General features: G+C 62.4%; 14 protein-coding genes and 1 tRNA gene. 8 read left to right on the top strand and 7 right to left on the bottom strand.

Annotated features, from left to right (window positions below; all coding sequences use genetic code 11):
* Window positions 1-23: 23 nt before the first annotated feature.
* The gene (locus ACOCG7_RS18680) at window positions 24-434 is read right to left on the bottom strand and encodes a hypothetical protein (protein WP_244744320.1); all 411 of its coding nucleotides are present in this window, start codon (window positions 432-434) and stop codon (window positions 24-26) included.
* A 303-nt stretch (window positions 435-737) separates the two neighbouring features.
* On the opposite strand from ACOCG7_RS18680, the gene ACOCG7_RS18675 reads away from it, so the two are divergent.
* The 4 genes from ACOCG7_RS18675 to ACOCG7_RS18660 all read left to right on the top strand — a co-directional run bounded on the left by ACOCG7_RS18675 (window position 738) and on the right by ACOCG7_RS18660 (window position 3549).
* Window positions 738-1409 (top strand): heavy metal response regulator transcription factor, encoded by a 672-nt coding sequence (locus ACOCG7_RS18675; RefSeq protein WP_073427619.1) that lies wholly within the window; start codon window positions 738-740, stop codon window positions 1407-1409.
* Window positions 1406-2818, top strand: a complete 1413-nt coding sequence (locus tag ACOCG7_RS18670) for a heavy metal sensor histidine kinase (protein WP_421379407.1) — start codon at window positions 1406-1408, stop codon at window positions 2816-2818. Before ACOCG7_RS18675 ends, ACOCG7_RS18670 begins: the two co-directional genes overlap by 4 nt.
* A gap of 81 nt (window positions 2819-2899) precedes the next feature.
* Window positions 2900-3097, top strand: a complete 198-nt coding sequence (locus ACOCG7_RS18665) for a heavy-metal-associated domain-containing protein (protein WP_073427706.1) — start codon at window positions 2900-2902, stop codon at window positions 3095-3097.
* A gap of 53 nt (window positions 3098-3150) precedes the next feature.
* Complete coding sequence (locus ACOCG7_RS18660) at window positions 3151-3549, top strand: CopM family metallochaperone (RefSeq protein ID WP_342346025.1); 399 nt, start codon at window positions 3151-3153, stop codon at window positions 3547-3549.
* A gap of 345 nt (window positions 3550-3894) precedes the next feature.
* On the opposite strand, the gene ACOCG7_RS18655 is transcribed toward ACOCG7_RS18660, so the two are convergent.
* From ACOCG7_RS18655 to cysS, 6 genes are all read right to left on the bottom strand, one after another.
* A tRNA-Ser gene (locus tag ACOCG7_RS18655) sits at window positions 3895-3988 on the bottom strand.
* A gap of 192 nt (window positions 3989-4180) precedes the next feature.
* Entirely contained in the window at window positions 4181-5431 is a 1251-nt protein-coding gene (locus ACOCG7_RS18650; protein WP_073427618.1) for an aspartate kinase, read from the bottom strand.
* Window positions 5432-5807: 376 nt separating this feature from the next.
* A complete protein-coding gene (tilS, locus tag ACOCG7_RS18645; protein ID WP_244744321.1) occupies window positions 5808-7262 on the bottom strand; it encodes a tRNA lysidine(34) synthetase TilS in 1455 nt (484 codons plus the stop codon).
* A 41-nt stretch (window positions 7263-7303) separates the two neighbouring features.
* Window positions 7304-8275, bottom strand: a complete 972-nt coding sequence (locus ACOCG7_RS18640) for an acetyl-CoA carboxylase carboxyltransferase subunit alpha (RefSeq protein WP_007181378.1) — start codon at window positions 8273-8275, stop codon at window positions 7304-7306.
* A gap of 123 nt (window positions 8276-8398) precedes the next feature.
* Window positions 8399-9457, bottom strand: coding sequence for an endonuclease III domain-containing protein (locus tag ACOCG7_RS18635; RefSeq protein WP_244744322.1), 1059 nt, complete (start codon window positions 9455-9457; stop codon window positions 8399-8401).
* 47 nt (window positions 9458-9504) lie between these two features.
* Window positions 9505-10902, bottom strand: coding sequence for a cysteine--tRNA ligase (cysS, locus tag ACOCG7_RS18630; RefSeq protein ID WP_244745031.1), 1398 nt, complete (start codon window positions 10900-10902; stop codon window positions 9505-9507).
* A 281-nt stretch (window positions 10903-11183) separates the two neighbouring features.
* Here cysS and ACOCG7_RS18625 point away from each other — a divergent pair, with 281 nt between their 5' ends.
* The 4 genes from ACOCG7_RS18625 (at window position 11184) to ACOCG7_RS18610 (ending at window position 14092) form a co-directional block, all read left to right on the top strand.
* Window positions 11184-11915 carry a tetratricopeptide repeat protein gene (locus tag ACOCG7_RS18625; protein WP_244744323.1) on the top strand — a complete coding sequence of 244 codons (732 nt, stop codon included), beginning with the start codon at window positions 11184-11186 and terminating at the stop codon, window positions 11913-11915.
* Window positions 11916-11963: 48 nt separating this feature from the next.
* On the top strand, window positions 11964-12545 hold the full coding sequence (locus ACOCG7_RS18620; RefSeq protein ID WP_073427613.1) for a peptidylprolyl isomerase: 582 nt from the start codon (window positions 11964-11966) through the stop codon (window positions 12543-12545).
* A 197-nt stretch (window positions 12546-12742) separates the two neighbouring features.
* A complete protein-coding gene (locus tag ACOCG7_RS18615) occupies window positions 12743-13237 on the top strand; it encodes a peptidylprolyl isomerase (protein WP_020065568.1) in 495 nt (164 codons plus the stop codon).
* A gap of 57 nt (window positions 13238-13294) precedes the next feature.
* Window positions 13295-14092 (top strand): UDP-2,3-diacylglucosamine diphosphatase, encoded by a 798-nt coding sequence (locus tag ACOCG7_RS18610; protein WP_073427612.1) that lies wholly within the window; start codon window positions 13295-13297, stop codon window positions 14090-14092.
* The last annotated feature ends 63 nt before the right edge of the window (window positions 14093-14155 follow it).

Here is a 14155-nt window from a genome sequence, read left to right as displayed (position 1 = left end):
GCAGCCGAGGCCGCGACGAAGGACTAGACGAGGGAGATGCGGGGAGGTCGTTCGATGCCGCTCGTCAGAAACGACGCGACGTGAACCGACGGAGGAAGAGGAACCGCGAAGTGAGCGATGCCGGCGGGCGCCGCCACGGCGGGAAGCGCAAACAAGCCGACGCCCAGACAGCAGGACGCGCAGGTCCCGCAACTGTGGGCATGATGCGCGCCGCGGTGTTGGTGGCCATGATCGTCGTGATCGCCGCCGTCGGCCATCGTCAGCTCATGCATATGATGATCGTGAGCGGGGGCGTCCATCTCGGCATGCTGCATGGGCGCAACTTCGCTCCTGATATGCGATGACTCGCATTTCAGGGAGACGGCCGCGAACGCCTGAACCGGAAGGCTCAGCATGAGCAGCACGATGACGAAGAGTTTGCGCCAATACGACATGGAAATGGAGTCTAGCACGCAGTTTGGGAGGGCCGTAAGGCTGGAATCGGTGCGGATACGGCCGTCGCGCGGGAAAAGCGGCAACGGCTCAACGCAGATACGCCTCGAAGCTTAATTGCGTCGGCGTGACGAAGGCATGGCTGCAACATGACCAAATTTTCAGACTCGATCGAAGATGAACACAATGTCATTTTGCCGCCATGTTCGATCTACCTTTCGCCCACTACGCTGCGTGCACTAGACTCGTCGTGTCGGGAACCGGCGACCGGCGACCGGCACATACCTACTACACCACCACCTGCCATGCGGATACTCATAGTCGAAGACGAACCGAAAATGGCGTCTTATCTCCGCAAGGGGCTGACGGAGGCAAGCTACACGGTCGACCTCGCCGACAATGGCAAGGACGGCCTCTTTCTCGCCTTGCACGAAGACTTCGATCTGATCGTGCTCGACGTGATGCTGCCTGAGCTGAATGGTTTCCAGGTGCTCAAGCGGCTGCGGGAACAGAAGCAAACGCCCGTTCTGCTCCTGACGGCGCGAGACACGGTGGAAGACAAGGTCGAAGGCCTCGAACTCGGCGCCGACGACTACCTCTCGAAGCCGTTCGCCTATGCGGAGTTTCTCGCTCGCATCCGCTCGCTGTTGCGACGCGCACCGCGTGGCGCGCGCGACGTGCTGCTCATTGCCGACCTGGAAGTGGATCTGATCAAGCGCCGGGTCCATCGGGGAGGCACCCGCATCGACCTCACCGCCCAGGAGTTCGCGCTGCTTCAGTTGCTGGCCGAACGCCAGGGCGAGGTGCTCACGCGCACGTTCATCACGTCGCAGATCTGGGACATGAACTTCGACAGCGACACCAACGTGGTGGACGTAGCCGTGAAACGCGTGCGCGCCAAGATCGACAACTCGTTCGACAAGAAACTGCTGCACACCGTGCGGGGCATGGGTTATGTGCTCGAGGACCGCTCGTGACGACGGTGGCCGGCCGTCGTTCGCCCCGTTCCTATTCGTTGCTGAAACGGTTGACGCTCGCTTTCTCCGCCGCCGCGATCGTGGTGTTCGCGCTGACGGGTGCGTTCCTGTACAACGCGCTGTCGACCGAGTTGCAACGACGCGATGACATCGAAATCACCGGCAAGCTCAGCCAGTTTCTACAGTTGGCGCGAGACGCCGGTTCAACTCGGGCCTTGCGGGATAACCCGTCCGTGTTCCACGAGGTGTTGCTGTCTCATCCGGGCGTCTATCTCGCCATTTTCGACCGGCAAGGCACGCTCCTCCTTCAGCATTCCGACGAGCCGTCGGCGAACCTTTGGCTTGCGCCCGCCGCGCATCGTGCGAACGAACCGTACACCTGCGGACCGGCCGGCATCGGTCCGTCGCGCTGCGTGTTTGCCGACGAAACGCTGCCGTCCGGCGAATCGGTTCACGTGCTGCTGGTTCGCGCGGCCGCCGAACGGCAATCGCTCCTGGAAAGCTATCGGATCGACATCTGGCTGGCGGTCGCGGTCGGGGCGGCGCTGGTCGGCGCGTTGGGTTATGCGGTCGCGCGACGCGGCTTTTCACCGGTCAAAAGCATCGGGAGGCAAACCTCGCGCATCGAGGCTCACAATCTCAGCGAGCGGCTGGATATTCAGGGAGGACCGATCGAGCTTCAGGACATCGCGTTCTCCGTCAATCGCATGCTCGACCGTCTCGAACGCGCGTTCGTGCGTCTCTCGCAGTTTTCGTCCGACCTCGCGCACGACATGCGCACACCGCTCGCCAACGTGATCAGTTCGTCGCAAATCACGTTGTCGCGCCCCCGAACCACCGACGAATACGAAGCGCTCATCGACTCGAATATCGAGGAATGCGAGCGGCTTCAACGGATGATCGAGAGCATGCTGTTTCTCGCGCGCACGGACAACGCGCAGCAGCACATCAAGATGGTCGAACTCGACGCCGAAAGCGAATTGCGCCGGCTCGCGTCGTATTTCCAGGGACTCGCCGAGGAAGCGGGTGTGCATTTCGTCGTGCAAGGGAACGCCCAGCTGTTCGCGGACGCGACGCTCTTGCGCCGCGCGGTGAGCAACCTGATATCGAACGCGCTCGACCATGCGTTTGCCGGGACCGCGGTTGAACTCAGCTTGTACGATTCGCCGAAATATGTCGCGATCGAAGTCGCCAATCATGGGCCGGCGATTCCTCAGGAACATGCCGACAGGATTTTCGAGCGCTTCTATCGGGTCGATGCCGCGCGGCACGGTTCGGCGCGCAATGCGGGCTTGGGTCTTGCCATCGTCAAGTCGATCATGGAATTGCATCGCGGCAAGGTCGACGTCGCGAGTTCCGCTGATCGCACGACCTTCACGCTGTATTTTCGGCGTGAGATTGCGGTCTGAATGCGACGCGCGCGGCTGCTTGACTTTACCGTCGTGGGAAGGTTCAAACTGAGTGTTCTGTTTGATTACCGGAGCAAAAAAATGGAATTCCAGGTGAAGGACATGTCATGCGGCGGATGCGCCAATTCGATCACGCGCGCGGTCACTCATGCCGATCCCGCAGCGAAGCTCGAGATCGATGTCGCCGCCAAAGTCGTGAAAATCGATTCGGCGTTGCCGCCCGAGCGTCTGCTCGCCGTGATCGAAGAGGCGGGATTTCATCCGACGCTCGGCGCGTAGCATCGGCATCAGCGCCACGCGTGCTGAAAATGACTCATCCAAGGAGTTTGAAGATGAAAAAGCTTTACGTCCTTCGCACCGTATCTCTTTGCATGGGCCTGGCATTCGGCGTCGCGACATTTTCCGTCTCCGCGCAACAAGGCGCATCGATGCACGGGATGGATATGTCCGCCTCCGCGGATGCAGGCTCGAATTCCTCGACCTCGGCCTTCGAGAAAGCGGACAAGGAGATGATGGCGAAGATGAGCTCGCCGCCCTATACCGGAGATGCCGATAAGGACTTCGTGTCGCATATGATTCCGCACCACGAAGGCGCCGTCGAGATGGCCAAGGTGCAGTTGAAATATGGCAAGGATCCCGATCTGAGGCGCCTGGCAAAGAACATCATCAAGGCGCAGCATGATGAAATCGCGTTCATGCAACGGTGGCAGGCGAAGCACGGCGGGAAGTGACGAAACCGCGTCATCCTCCAACGCTGTCCACGCGCAATTTTCCCGCTCAGGCTGTCGTCAGTTGCTGATGCAGCAAATGCCGACCGAATATCCGCCAATGGTCGGTTGCTTGCTCCAGCTAGCGCAACCGCTCAAACAAGGCGAGACAGATAATCGCGATTTTCATTTTGTGCCCCCGGGTTAATGGAACGGGATTGTAATGTCTGTTACCGGGCAGCGCTGAGTCGGCAACGAAGGGACGCTTTATTTTTTACAGCACCAGCCGAACTGATGGAACGCATCGGCGGACCACAAAAGGAAAAAGCCCCGTAAGCGGTTAGACTTACGGGGCTTTTTGTTCCGCTTTGGCGGAGACGGAGGGATTCGAACCCTCGATCCAGGTTTTGGCCCAGATGCTCCCTTAGCAGGGGAGTGCCTTCGACCTCTCGGCCACGTCTCCCAAACTTTCGGTCGCGCAGGGAGTCAGCGCGACGAAGCCAAGATAATAGCGGGCCGAACCGCGAAGGTCAATGTCTACCGCACAGTTTTCGTGCCAGATTCGTCACCGCCGACGCAATTCGTTCACATTGGCCGCGCGCACCGCAGAAACCACCAAAGCGGCGTGTTCGTGCGCCTCGCGATTGCCGGCAAATTACGCCTGATCCAGTTCGAATGCCTTATGCAGCGCGCGCACGGCGAGCTCCATGTACTTCTCGTCGATCAGCACCGAAATCTTGATTTCGGAGGTCGAAATCATCTGGATGTTGATGCCCTCTTCCGACAGCGTGCGGAACATCGTGCTCGCGATACCCACGTGCGAACGCATGCCGACGCCGACCACCGAAACCTTCGACACTTTCGGATCGCCCAGCACCTGCTCGGCCTGCACATGACCCTTCACCTGGCCGGTGAGGATGTCCATGGCGCGCTGATAGTCGCCGCGGCCGACCGTGAACGTGAACGCCGTTTTGCCTTCGACGCTCTGGTTCTGGATGATCATGTCGACGTCGATATTCGCGTCCGCCACCGGACCGAGAATCTGATACGCGATGCCCGGCTTGTCGGGCACACCCATCACGGCGATGCGAGCTTCGTCGCGCTGAAACGCGATGCCCGAGATGACTGCTTTTTCCATGGTCTCGTCTTCTTCAAAAGTAATCAGGGTGCCCGACTTCATTTCAGCGTCGAGCGGTATCAGCGGATCGGTCAGGCTCGACAGCACGCGCGTCTTAACCTTGTATTTGCCGGCGAATTCCACCGAGCGGATCTGCAGCACCTTTGAACCCAGGCTGGCCATTTCCAGCATTTCTTCGAACGTCACGCGATTGAGGCGACGCGCTTCTTCCACCACCCGCGGGTCGGTCGTGTAGACCCCGTCGACGTCCGTGTAAATCAGGCACTCATCGGCTTTCAACGCAGCCGCGACGGCGACCGCCGACGTGTCCGAACCGCCGCGGCCGAGCGTGGTGATATGGCCGTCGGGGTCGATGCCCTGAAAGCCCGTGATCACCACCACCTTGCCCGCGTCGAGATCGCGCAGCACGCGCTCGCCGTCGATTTCGCTGATGCGCGCTTTAGTGAACGCGCTATCCGTCTTGACCGGCACTTGCCAGCCGGCGTAGCTGACCGCCTCGACGCCGGCTTCCTGCAGCGCGATGGCGAGCAGACCTGAGCTGACCTGCTCGCCGGTGGCGGCGATCATGTCGAGTTCGCGCGGGCTCGGCTGGCCTGTGATTTCTTTCGCGAGACCGAGCAAGCGGTTCGTTTCGCCGGACATTGCCGACGGCACGACGACCATCTTGTGGCCGGCCTTGTGCCATTTCGCGACGCGCCTGGCGACGTTCTTGATGCGCTCGACCGAGCCCATCGAGGTGCCGCCGTATTTATGTACGATGAGTGCCATTGTCGTTCTGAACTGGAGGAGAAACCGCGCTGGCGCGCTGGAGACGACCGCACACAAGCACGACAGCGCAACGTTTCTGGAACGACGGCAAAGTGTGTGGCGGCGTAGATGCAGCGCGCGTGCAGCACGCGCGGATTTGCCCGTGAATGATCGCTAATGGCTTACCGGAAACTACGCAACACGATCGGCAAAACGACAAAAGCGACGGCAAAAGCGGGCCGGGCAAACAAGCTAAAGTACCCGATCGGGCGTAAAAAGACAAGCCGAAACGGCCGTCGCGAGACCAGGAATAAGGGCTGCAAAGGCTTGTTTCATGCGGTTTTGCGCCCTATTTCGGGATCCGCCGGAGCGACAACCGGGATGTCCGACCGGCCGGTCAGACAAGCAGCAGGTCTTCGCGCCAGATGATCGTGACGCGCGGTTCAGCCACGTTCGCGTCTTCGGGCAAGGCCGCGCGGTTGACGCCGAGCAAGGGCACGAACAGCAATTCGTCGCCGACGTAAAGCAGTGGCACGTCGCGTTTCCACGCGGGAATGCCGCGCTCCTGGAACAGGTTCTTCAAGGTCCGGCTCGGCGCGTCCGGTAAAGCGCCTTTGCGCATGCGCTCACCGCCACTGCGCGGGCGCACGCTCAACACAGCGCGGCGCAAAACGCTCGTGGGAATCGTGTCGGTGTCGTCCTGAGTTGCCGCGGCATCGGTAGGAGCAGCGGCATCGGCGAACACGAACGTGCCACGCCATTGCGGCAAGCGCCAGGCCGCCTCCCCTTGCCACGCTAGTTCGCTCACGGCACGCGCGGCGAGCGCGGTTTCGTCGGCGGGTTCGCTGCTATCGCCCGCTTCCCAATAGACGAGGCCGCGATAACTGCGCAACGCATGACCCGCGTGATCGATTCGCAGACCATGCCCTTCGCCCGCTTCACCCACTTCGCGCAGTTGACGCAGCGCGTCGGCAACTCGCGCGCTCGACGCGGCCACGAGTCCTAGCGTGCGCATCCAGTAACGCATCAGGTTGAGCGCGCGATCGTCGTCGAGCGCTAGCAGCACGTCATGCGCGAGCGCGCGGCCTTCGTCGCGTGACGCCGTCTCCATGTCGATGCGCGCGAGCGCGTCGAGCAGACGCTGCGCCGACGCGGCATGCGCCGCCGTGCGTGCAAGCGCATCGCGAAAACCAGGAAAGTGGACGGCCAGCGCCGGCGTCACTTCATGGCGCAATGCATTGCGAGCGTAGCGTGTATCCGCGTTCGATTCGTCGTCGATCCAGCGCAGCGCGCGAGCGTTCGCATACTGCTCGAGTTGCGCGCGCAGCAGATGAAGCAAAGGCCGCACGCGCAGTGCCGACGCACCCGCCGGCAAGTACTCCGGCGCCATCGCCGCGAGACCCGCGAGGCCCGCTCCCCGCAGCAGTTGCAGCAAGACGGTCTCAGCCTGATCGTCCGCGTGCTGCGCGAGCCATAGCGAGTGAATACCGCGTGCCGCGCACATGGCGTCCAGCGCACGATAACGCGCATCGCGCGCCGCGGCCTCGACGCTCACGCCCGAATCGTGCGCGACCTGGACGCGCTGGGCCTCGAATTCGACGCCGCGCTCGCGCGCGAACGCCTCGCAATGCGCTAGCCATTCGTCGGCGCGCGCGCTCAAGCCGTGATGCACATGCAGCGCCACACAACGCGACGCGCCGGCCACGCGCACAACCGCATCGAGCAGCACGCTCGAATCGACGCCTCCGCTCAACGCCACCGCGATGCGCGCGCTTGCAGGCAACGCGGACAGCGCAACGCCGACCGCCTCTAGAACGAGGCGGTCGGCGGGAGAGTCGGCGGTGGAGGTCACGTCGTTAGCGCGCGAAGCGCCGAAAGTGAACGCGCGCGGGCTTAGGCACCCGGCGTCGTTTCCTTGAACTTGCCGTACGACATCAGCCGTTCGAAACGGCGTTGACGCAGGTCGTTGATGCTCATGCCCTGGAACTGGCGCAGCGAGTCGGCAAGTGCGCGGCGCAGCATGGCGGCCATGCCCTTCGGATCGCGATGCGCGCCGCCGAGCGGCTCGTTGACGATCTTGTCGATCAGGCCGAGCGCCTTCAGACGATGCGCGGTCAGGCCGAGCGCTTCCGCCGCCTCGGGCGCCTTGGCGGCGCTCTTCCACAGAATCGACGCGCAGCCTTCCGGCGAGATCACCGAATACGTTGAAAATTGCAGCATCAGCACGCTGTCGCCAACGGCGATCGCGAGCGCGCCGCCCGAACCGCCCTCACCGATGATCGTGGCGATCAGCGGCGTTTTCAGCTCAGCCATCACGTACAGATTGCGGCCGATCGCTTCGGACTGGCCGCGCTCTTCCGCGCCGATGCCGGGATACGCGCCCGGCGTGTCGATGAACGTGAAGATCGGCAAGCCGAACTTCTCGGCAAGACGCATCAGACGCTCCGCCTTGCGATAGCCCTCGGGACGCGGCATGCCGAAATTGCGCAGCGCGCGCTCCTTGGTGTCGCGCCCCTTCTGGTGGCCGATCACCATGCAGGCCTGGCCGTTGAAACGCGCGAGGCCACCGACGATCGACAGGTCGTCCGCATAATTGCGGTCGCCGTGCAACTCATGGAAGTCGGTGAACAGCTCGTTCACGTAATCGAACGTGTACGGGCGTTGCGGATGACGGGCGATTTGCGAAACCTGCCAGGGTGTGAGGTTCGCGTACAGATCCTTGGTGAGCTGTTGACTCTTCTTGGACAGCCGCTCGATCTCTTCCGAAATATCGACGGCCGAATCGTCCTGCACGAAGCGCAATTCTTCGATCTTCGCTTCGAGTTCAGCGATCGGCTGTTCGAAATCCAGAAAGGTGGTCTTCATTGTTTGTAATCCTTGGACTTACCGGCAGCGCGTATTCTAACCGCGCCCGCCGATATCAAAACCATCTCGCAACTATCAATTTTTTACAATTGATAGTTTCTGAAAGGCGTCACTTCCTGTTTTTCAGTAATCGACCGGCAATGGATCAAGACTACGCCACATATACCAGGTGGCAACGGTGCGCCACGGCTCCCAGTTTGCCGCGACCTCGCGCGCCTCGCTGCGCGTAACCGGTTCACCGCTAAAGTAATTGACGCTGATCGCGCGGATCAGGCCCAGGTCGTCGAGCGGCAGGACGTCCGGGCGCGACAGGTTGAAGATCAGGAACATCTCCGCGGTCCACCGGCCGATGCCGCGAATCTGCGTGAGCTCGGCGATCACCGCCTCGTCTTCCATCGAGGTCCACTTGCCGACGTGCAATGCCCCGGAGACGAAATGCTGCGCGAGATCGAGCACGTATTCCGCCTTGCGCTTGGACAACCCGCACGCGGTGAGCTTTTCCTGACCGAGCTTGATGAACTGCTGCGGCACGAGCTTCGAACACGCCGCCTCGACTCTTGCCCAGACCGCTTGTGCGGACGCCACCGAAATCTGCTGCCCGACCACCGAACGCGCGAGCGTGACGAACGGATCGCCACGGCTCAGCAAATGCACCGGGCCAAATTTCGGAATCAGTTTCTTCAGAATACGATCGCGCTTGACGAGGTCCGCACACGCCTTGTCCCAATACGCCGGACGCGTGACTTCAGGCGTGAGGCCGCCGATCTGCACCGGCACCGCCACTTCGGTTGCGCCGGCGGCTGGCCCGCCCGCATTCGAGGACACGCGCGTCTTGCGCACGACTTCGCCTTCGTGCGTGTCGCGCGCGAGTTCCTGCACGTCGCCCGCGAGTTCGGGCCGCAAGGCTCCATTGCTTTTTGCCCGCACTGTACGCGACGGCGTTTTGGCGCGCTTCGCCACAGGCGCATGGGCATGCGCCGATGCGCCGTTGAGCGCGCGTTTGACGGCGGCCTTTTTCGTTGCGCCCGCGCCGGTCTTCGCCGGCGCTCCAGCGGCCTTCGACGATACTTTCTTCACCGCGCTGCTGCCCGCGCGAGCCGACGTTCGTGTCGACTTTGCCGCGGCTGCCGCGTTTGTTTGAGACGTGGCTCGTTTAGCCGGCGTCTTCGTGGCCGTTGCCATCCTGCCTCCTGCCTGGCGAGTCGATCAAAGGGAAGCTCGAGGTGCGCTCACACGCGCCGCCACTCGGTCAATCCGCCGGGTTTGTCTTCAAGTGCAACGCCGGCCTCGAGCAATTCCGCCCGGATCCGGTCTGCTGCCGCATAGTCCTTCGCCTGCTTGGCGGCCACGCGCGCGGCGATCTTCGCTTCGATCGCGGCGGCGTCGAGCGCGCCTTCGGCTGCTGCCCCCGCTGCCTGCTGCAGGTATGCACGCGGCTCGCGGCCGAGCAGTCCGATCACCCGCCCGAGCGAGCGCAACTGACGGGCCAGCGCGGGGTCGCGCGTGCGGTTTACTTCAGTTGCCAACTCAAACAGCACCGATACCGCAACCGGCGTGTTGAAGTCGTCGTTCATTGCTGCCTGGAAACGCTGCGCATGCGCTTCGTTCCAGTCGAGCGCGGCGCCGTCCGGCGTGACGTCCTTCAGCGCGGTGTACAAACGCGTGAGGGCGTTGCGGGCGTCGTCGATATGCACGTCGCTGTAATTTAACGGCGAACGGTAATGCGCGCGTGCGATAAAAAACCGCACGACCTCGGCATCGTACTGCGCCAAAACTTCTCGAATCGTAAAGAAGTTATTCAACGACTTCGACATCTTCTCATTGTCGATCTGCACGTAGCCGTTGTGCATCCAGTAATTGACGAAGGTTTGGCCGGTAGCGGCTTCACTTTGCGCGATTTCGTTTTCATGGTGCGGAAACTGCAGGTCCTGCCCGCCGCCATGAATGTCGAAACGCTCGCCGAGCAACGTGCAGCCCATCGCCGAGCATTCGATATGCCAGCCGGGACGGCCGCGCCCGTACTTCGAATCCCAGCCGGTGTCGGCGGGCTCGTCGGGCTTCGCCTGCTTCCACAGCACGAAGTCGAGCGGGTCTTGTTTCGCGTCGTTGGCCGCGACGCGCTCGCCGGCGCGCAGGTCTTCGAGCGACTTGCCCGAGAGCTTGCCGTAGCCCGCGAACTTGCGCACCGCGTAGTTCACGTCGCCGTCGCTCGCCTGGTACGCGTAGCCGTTCGCCTCGAGCGTCTCGATCATGCCGAGCATCTGCGGAATGAAATCGGTGGCGCGCGGTTCGAGGTCGGGCCGCTCGATGCCGAGCGCGTCCGCGTCTTCATGCAACGCGTTGATGAAGCGGTCGGTCAGTGATTTGATCGTCTCGCCGTTCTCGACCGCGCGCCGGATGATCTTGTCGTCGATATCCGTGATGTTGCGCACGTAGGTCACTTCGTAACCGAGCGTGCGCAACCACCGCTGCACGATATCGAACACGACCATCACCCGCGCATGACCGACGTGACAATAGTCGTACACGGTCATCCCGCAGACGTACATCCGCACGACGCCCTCTTGCAGCGGCACGAAAGTTTGCTTGTCACGCGCGAGCGTGTTGTAGATGCGCAGTGATTCCATAGAGAGCGGTGCGTGGGCCGAAAGAAATCCGCAATGTGTTTCGTGCCGCGGCTTGGTACATGACGTGCCCCGCGAAAAGACGACGGGTGCGCTCTGTACAGCAACACGCACAGCAGCAAACCGGTGCACCTGGTGCGGCGCTCGGGCTGCAAGTCAGGTTGCGCTCAGTCTACGATCAAGGCGGAGACGACCACGAGTGGCGAAAAGACAGCCGGCGGTTCGACGGAACGCGCAGACCTTTTGTTAGAATGGCTCGGAGTATAACATCCAGACCCGAGCCTATGAAACCTTCCAGCGGCCGCGCGCGCAGCGCTGCGACCCTCGCCGCGACGGCCTTTTGCGCCGTCGCTCTCACGGTTGCACCGGGCACCGCGGCATACGCGCAGCGAGCCGCGCCGATGCCGCAAGGCCCCGCCGTGCGCGACAACACGCCGGAGATCGACGCGTCGATTGCGCAGAAGAACTGGGAAGCGTCCCTCGCCCAGCTCGACGCGCGCATCGCGTCGCATCCGCAGGACGCGCAGGCAAAGTTCAAGCGCGGCACGGTGCTGGCCCACCTGAATCGCGACGACGAGGCGATCACCGCGTTCACCGAACTCACGCAAACCTACCCCGAGTTGCCCGAGCCGTATAACAACCTCGCCACGCTCTACGCGAAGCACGGCCGTTATACCGAGGCGCGCGCCGCGCTCGAAACGGCGACCAAGGTGAACCCCGGCTACGGTCTCGCGTACGAGAACCTCGGCGACCTGTACTTGCGCATGGCCAACGAAGCCTACCGTCACGCGCAGAGTCTCGGCAAAGTAAGCGCCACGACCACGCAGCGCCTCACAGACATCCAGAATATCGTCTCGCCGCCCAAGACCGCAAAGCCGGCGAAGAAAGCCGCCGTCACGCCGCAAGACGACTACACCGCGCGCGCCACGTCGAACATCACGGAAACGCCGAGCTTCCAGTACGGCGGCGCGAACGGCTCGCTCGCCATGCCGCCTTACATGGCGCCGTCGCGGTAAAGCCGTCCCTTATCCGGCACCACGTTTTTTCCAACCCCGAGGATTTTCATGAAATGGTTGATGTTGGCGCTCGGCAGCGCCGCCCTGATCGCAAACGCACCCGCATTTGCCCAGTCCGGTTCGCAAGCCGCGCATCCGTCCGTCCTCTTCAAGACATCGGAAGGCGACATCCGCGTCGAGTTGTATCCTGAGAAAGCGCCGAAGACAGTCGCCAATTTCCTCGACTACGTGAAGTCCGGCCAGTACAGCGGCACGATTTTCCATCGCGTGATTCGCGGCTTCATGATTCAGGGCGGCGGTTACACGCAGAGCTTTGCCGAGAAGCCCACGCGCGCGCCGATTCCGCTCGAAAGCCGTAACGGTCTGAAGAACATGGCCGGCACGCTAGCCATGGCGCGCACCAGCGACCCGAATTCGGCCACCGCGCAGTTCTTCATCAACACGGTGGACAACGCCGGCCTCGACTATCCGAATCCCGACGGCAACGGCTACGCGGTGTTCGGCAAGGTCACGTCCGGCATGGAGGTCGTGAAGAAGATCGAAGGCACGCCCACCACCACGCGCGGCCCGATGAGCGACGTGCCGCAAAAGGCGGTCGTGATCGAGTCGGCCACGGTGGTCGGCAAGTAAGCGCACGAAAGTTCGCACAGGAGCTCGCACCAGGCTTTGCACTGAGGTTCGCACCGGAGTTGCCAGTCAGGCAGCCGCACGAAGCATCGCGTGCAAGCGCGTCAGCGCCGACCCTACGCCCCGGCGCGGCCCGTCGTCAACTTCCTATGACGACTCGCCGCGTCTTTTACCCACCCCGTTCATCAAAGGATTCCATCATGGTTGAACTGCATACGAACCACGGCGTCATCAAACTCGAACTGGACGCTGAAAAGGCGCCGAAGTCGGTTGAAAACTTCCTCAACTACGTGAAGGCCGGCCACTACGACAACACGGTGTTCCACCGCGTGATCGACGGCTTCATGATCCAGGGCGGCGGTTTCGAACCGGGCATGAAGCAGAAGCCGACGGCCGAGCCGATCAACAACGAAGCCAACAACGGTTTGAAGAACGTCAACGGCTCGGTCGCGATGGCCCGCACCAACGATCCGCACTCGGCAACCGCGCAATTCTTCATCAACGTGAACGACAACGACTTCCTGAACCACTCGTCGCCCACGCCGCAAGGCTGGGGCTACGCGGTGTTCGGCAAGGTGGTCGAAGGCATGGACATCGTCGAGAAGATCAAGAAGGTCAAGACGGGTTCGAAGGGCTTCCATCAGGACGTGCCGGTCGACGACGTCGTGATCGAAAAGGCCGTGATCGTCGACTAAGCGCCAACCCGGCACCTACTCGGCACCCACTCGTTGAACTGACATCAGGCACCTTCAATGCTGCAAGAAAAGCCGCTGCGAAGCGTCGCCGCGGGCGTGCCTGGCGAGGGCAAACGCCCGCACGCCGCACGCCCGTTTTTTTTCCTCTCCGACATTCATTTGAGCGAGGCGATTCCGCATACGGTTTCCGCCTTCGAACGCTTTATCCACGTCACCGCCGAACAGGCCGATTCGGTTTTCATTCTCGGCGACCTGTTCGAATACTGGATCGGCGACGACATGCTCGCGGAGCCATTCGCGGCGCGCATGGCGGCGCTGCTGCACACGTTGTCCGAGCGCGGCATCGGGCTCTACATCATGCACGGCAATCGCGATTTTCTGCTTGGCAAGCGCTTCATGAAAGCGGCCGGCGCGATCTGGCTGCCCGATCCGTTCGTGATCACCGCATTCGGCACGCGCATCGCGCTCGCGCACGGCGACCGCTTATGCACCGCGGACCGCGGCTATCAGATGTTCCGGCGCTTTGCGCGCAGCGGTTTCGCGCAGATGCTGTTTCTCGCATGGCCGTTTCGCTGGCGCCAGGCGCTCGCCGAAAACATGCGCCTGAAAAGCGAGCAAGGCCGCTCGCGGCCGGTCTCGCCGAAGTACGACGTGACGCCGAAGGGCGTCGCGGCGCTGTTCAAGTCGTCGAGGGCGGCGACGATCATCCACGGACACACGCACCGGCCGGCGCGGCATCGCGAGCCGGGCGGCATGCGCTGGGTGCTGCCGGATTGGGATCTCGACCACGGCGAGCGCCGTGGCGGGTATTTGCGCGTCGACGCCGAAGGAATTCGGGCGCTGCCGCTGGATTGAACGAGGCGCCCTCCTCGTCATCGAGCGCGCTCGCGTGCGCTCACCGGCGGCTACGGCAACGCT

Source organism: Paraburkholderia sp. DD10 (genome assembly GCF_049177125.1).
GTDB lineage: Bacteria > Pseudomonadota > Gammaproteobacteria > Burkholderiales > Burkholderiaceae > Paraburkholderia > Paraburkholderia terricola.
Note: the sequence above shows the minus strand (reverse complement) of the source record. Positions and strands in the feature narration are given on the sequence as shown.